This window comes from Cupriavidus sp. R6-3 (assembly GCF_059772245.1).
In genome coordinates this window covers 1-2,385 of the sequence record NZ_JCBAJO010000402.1, presented here as the reverse complement: position 1 = coordinate 2,385, position 2,385 = coordinate 1, and the positions used below count along the sequence as shown (strand labels likewise).

The window sequence follows — 2,385 nt, the reverse complement described above, 5'->3', positions numbered from 1 at the left end:
CCACGACCCCTTCGCGCCAGTCGTCGGCGTCGCCATAGAAGGCGCGCCACATGCCCTGGCGGATCAACGCGCGCTGCGTGTTGTCGGCGTCGGGATGCAGATGCAGCCAGTGGTCGCCGCGCAGCGCCTGCAATACGTCGGGCAGCGGCAAGGTGCCGAATTCCAGCGCAATGCCGGCAAAGTCGATGCCGGGCAGCGTATCGGGAACGGCGTGCCAGGCCAGGCCGGTCAGGTTGGCCGAGGTCGACGAGCCGTCGTACATCGACGTCACGTGCTGGCCCCAGATCGCGCGGGTCCGCTCCAGTTGCGCCGCATCGTCCGGTCCCATGTAGATCGGCTCGCCATAGCCCCACGGGCCGAGCCCGGTATGGATGTCGATCCAGCGCAGGCCGGTCCGCCCCGCGCCGTAGCGCGCGAGGATGCGGCGCAGCGTGTAATTGCTCCAGGTCGCCACGCGCCCGCCATAGAACATGCCGTGCGGATCGTCGTACTGGCCCGCGCTGACGGCGGCCTGGTACCAGCTCATGCCGCGCTCGGCGATCGCGCGCGCCAGCGCGGCCTCGTCCTGCTCCGACGGCGGCCAGTGCGCCGGCAGCAGCAGCGGCGCGACCTCGGCATAGGCCGGGTTTTGCGGCAGCGGCCGCGTGAAATCCATGAAGTTGCGGTTCAGGTCGACGTTGTCCTCGTTGACCCGGCGCATGTGCGAGAAGCCGTAGGGGTTCACCGCATGCACCAGCAGCAGCGCCGCGCCGGCCTTGGCGCATTGCTGCAGCAGCGTGGCATCGTGCAGCAGCGCGATCTGCGCGCCCGAGCCGCAGAAGCCCTCGGCGCCGTGCATCGCGGAGGTGACCAGGATCAGATGGCGCGCATCGCGCGGGCCGATCCAGGCGACGTCCATCGCCAGCTCCTCGTCCTCGGCGCCGCGCCGCGTGGGATGCGCGAACGGCGTGGGCACGTCGCCGACGTTCTCGGCCGCGAGCCTGAACTTGGCGCGGGCTTCCTCGTAGCGGCTTGAAAAGCAATCGTGCAGCTGCATCGGCGGCTCTCCGGGGCGACCAGGATCGATGACCGCATTAAACGCCATTCCGCCGCCGCGCGCCAGCCGGTACAATCCCGTCCGCACAAGGTTGGATCGATCCAGCGCGGCCGGCGCGGCTTCCCAGGCCCGCCACGCGTCTCAGGTAACACCAGTCCCGATCTCCAGCCGGATTTCCCTCGCGCCCGCTCCGGGTCCCGCCTGATCCCTTCGTTCCCGACCGCCACGTCGCGCGCCCGGCATGGATTGGCACGCCCATCCCGCCGGCCGGCTCGCGGTCCTTCATCCTGAGACTGTCAACATGATCGTGCGTTATTCCAAGATCGCCGCGGTATTGGCCATGGCCCTGTTCGCCTCGCTGGTGTCGTTCGGCAATATCACCGACTACGGCACCAACTTCGCCTTCGTCCAGCATGTGTTCCTGATGGACACGACCTTCCCCGGCAACGGCATCATGTACCGCGCCATCCGGTCGCCGGTACTGCATCACGCCGGCTATATCGGCATCATCGCGCTGGAAACCGCCACCGCGCTGCTGTGCTGGGCCGGCGGCATCGCGCTGTGGCGCGCGCGCCGGCAATCGCCGCGTGCCTTCCATCGCGCCAAGACGTGGGCGGTGGCCGGCCTGACGCTGGGCTTCCTGACCTGGCAGGTCGCGTTCATGTCGATCGGCGGCGAGTGGTTCGGCATGTGGATGTCGAAGGAATGGAACGGCGTGCCCGACGCGTTCCGCTTCTTCATCACGCTGCTGACGGTGCTGATCTACGTCAGCCTGCCGTACGACGATCTTGATCTGGCCGGCGATCGGTAGGCCGGCGGCGGCAAGCCGGCGTCGATGAGACATGCCGATAAGTTGCGCCGATAAGTTGCGCCGATAAGTCGGCGTGGATGGGTCGGCGTCGATAACGAGCGCCGGCAAGTCCGTGCCGGCAAGTCATCCCTCCCAGTCGGCATCCCCGGCGCCCGCCGCGCGCCGCGGCGGCGCCTCCAGCTGCCAGGCGCGCGGATGCAGCGCCAGTCCGGCCGCTTCGCCCTGTGCGCGCGTCAGCGTCAGATGGCGCGCCAGCCAGTCCATCACCCCGCGCAGGAAGCGTTGCTGCTCGAGCCGCACGGCCTCGCGCAGCGCGCGTTCGAGCTGCACGTAGGCGGTGTAGACGTCGAGCAGATTGGCGCTCTTCAGCGTGGCCGGCGTCGACGGGCTGCGCTCGATCGCCAGCACGCGGCCGGCCTGCTGCGGCGTCAGCGCCCCGGTCTCGCGATAGGCGGCATACAAGGGCTCCAACGGCGCGAAACGGACGCTGGGCTGCACGCGCGGCACGCCGGCGACCTTCTCCATGCGCAGCAGCAGA

2 protein-coding genes and 1 pseudogene are annotated in these 2,385 nt (G+C 69.2%); 1 reads left to right on the top strand and 2 read right to left on the bottom strand.

What is annotated here, in order from left to right; translation table 11 throughout:
* The coding region (locus AC6EI8_RS26110) for a M14 family metallopeptidase (protein ID WP_498383338.1) at positions 1-1,036 on the bottom strand (1,036 nt) is incomplete at its 3' end.
* A 301-nt stretch (positions 1,037-1,337) separates the two neighbouring features.
* Here AC6EI8_RS26110 and AC6EI8_RS26105 point away from each other — a divergent pair.
* On the top strand, positions 1,338-1,847 hold the full coding sequence (locus tag AC6EI8_RS26105) for a DUF2165 family protein (RefSeq protein ID WP_149319047.1): 510 nt from the start codon (positions 1,338-1,340) through the stop codon (positions 1,845-1,847).
* Between the two features lie 123 nt (positions 1,848-1,970).
* Here AC6EI8_RS26105 and AC6EI8_RS26100 read toward each other — a convergent pair.
* Positions 1,971-2,385 (bottom strand): annotated as a pseudogene (locus AC6EI8_RS26100) (hypothetical protein); the annotation flags it as partial.